Consider the following 1,457-nt stretch of genomic DNA (forward strand, 5'->3'; position numbering starts at 1 on the left):
TTTTAAACTTTTTATTTAACCGCAAAAGCTGCAAAATATCTACTAAATTTTTTATTTAAAGTTGATTATTATAAATGAAAAAGCTCACAATAGTTTTTAAAAATTTTTGATTTTTATTCTTTTGAGCGCTTTTGTGGTTAATTCTGAATTAGTTGTAAAGTTTATCATTTAAATTTTCATCATCAATTTAACTCAATCAACCTAAAACTTAGCCTCAACCTCAATCAATCTCCTTAACCTCAATCTTACTTTCACTCCGGCTTATAAAACAGATACTGCTCATTCTCATAATACGCATGAATATGCTGCAAACCATTCGTCAGAACAATCTCTTTCGCTCCGATTACAGAATTATATCTTGCAGTCTGCTCAAAAGTTTTCTCCGTTAATTTTATTTGAGGAGCTTTGCATTCAATTAAAATTTTAGGCTGTGCTTTTTCAGTAATTAAAAGATCAACCCTCTTCGTTAAACCGTTTAAAACAATCTTTTTTTCCGTAATTAATGCAGAAGCAGAGTAGGACTGCACTGTAAGATAATAATGGATCCAGTGTTGCCGTACCCACTCTTCAGGAGTCAGCAAAAGGTAAGTTTTACGAACCAAATCATAAATAAAAAACTTATCTTTGTCTTTCTTGAATTTAAAATCAAAAGTTTCCTGAAAATTCAGTTTTGGAAGTTCCATTTATAAGATGAAAGAATTAGATTTAATCCTCAAAAATATTAAAAATAAAGAAGTTTTACCGATTTATTTTTTTCACGGAGAAGAACCCTATTTTATAGATCTTGCTGTAAAAGCTCTCGAACACGACTTTCTGACGGAAGATGAAAAAGCATTCAACCAAACCGTAGTCTATGGCAAAGATACCACTTATCAGGAAGTTCTTTCTTTGGCGAGACAGTTTCCCATGATGGGCGACAAGCAGGTAATCATTGTAAAAGAAGCGCAGGATTTAAGACTCGCTGAAAGCGAAAGCAATGCTTTGGAAATGTACGTTCAGAATCCTGTTCCGTCCACCGTTCTGGTTTTTGCGCACAAACACAAAAAATTAGACAGCCGAAAGAAAGTCACCAAATCTTTAGAAAAAGCGAAAGCATTATTTTTAAGCGAATCAATCCGCGAAAACAACCTTCCCAAATGGATTGCAGACGAATGTGCCGCACTAAAAATAAAAACAGCTCCCAATATCTCACATCTTTTAGCAGAATATTTAGGAAACGACCTTTCAAGAATTGCCAATGAGCTGAATAAACTGAAAATCATCCTGAAAGACGGTGAGGTTTTAGACGGAACCATCATCGAAAACCACATCGGAATCAGCAAAGAATACAATGTTTTTGAATTACAGAAAGCTTTAGGAACAAAAAATGCCAACGCAGCATTTAAAATTGCACATTTTATGGGCAAAAACCCTAAAAACAATCCTTTTGTGATGATGTTGGCAAGTTTATACAATTA

Annotated in this window: 2 protein-coding genes; one reads left to right on the forward strand and one right to left on the reverse strand. The window is 33.7% G+C overall.

What is annotated here, in order from left to right; all coding sequences use genetic code 11:
* Positions 1 to 251 precede the first annotated feature (251 nt).
* Positions 252 to 683: a type I restriction enzyme HsdR N-terminal domain-containing protein gene (locus tag WFK35_RS22720; RefSeq protein WP_214589371.1), complete on the reverse strand. Its 432-nt coding sequence runs from the start codon at positions 681 to 683 to the stop codon at positions 252 to 254.
* 7 nt (positions 684 to 690) lie between these two features.
* Here WFK35_RS22720 and holA point away from each other — a divergent pair.
* On the forward strand, positions 691 to 1,457 hold a 767-nt coding region (gene holA, locus WFK35_RS22725), incomplete at its 3' end, for a DNA polymerase III subunit delta (protein ID WP_336734905.1).

The sequence above is a fragment of the Chryseobacterium sp. VD8 genome (assembly GCF_037149975.1).
Taxonomy (GTDB): Bacteria; Bacteroidota; Bacteroidia; order Flavobacteriales; family Weeksellaceae; genus Chryseobacterium; species Chryseobacterium indicum.

Bases quoted from the DNA above. Each gene is read 5' to 3' on its own strand.
- WFK35_RS22720 (WP_214589371.1), bottom strand. From the start codon at position 683: ATGGAACTTCCAAAACTGAATTTTCAGGAAACTTTTGATTTTAAATTC.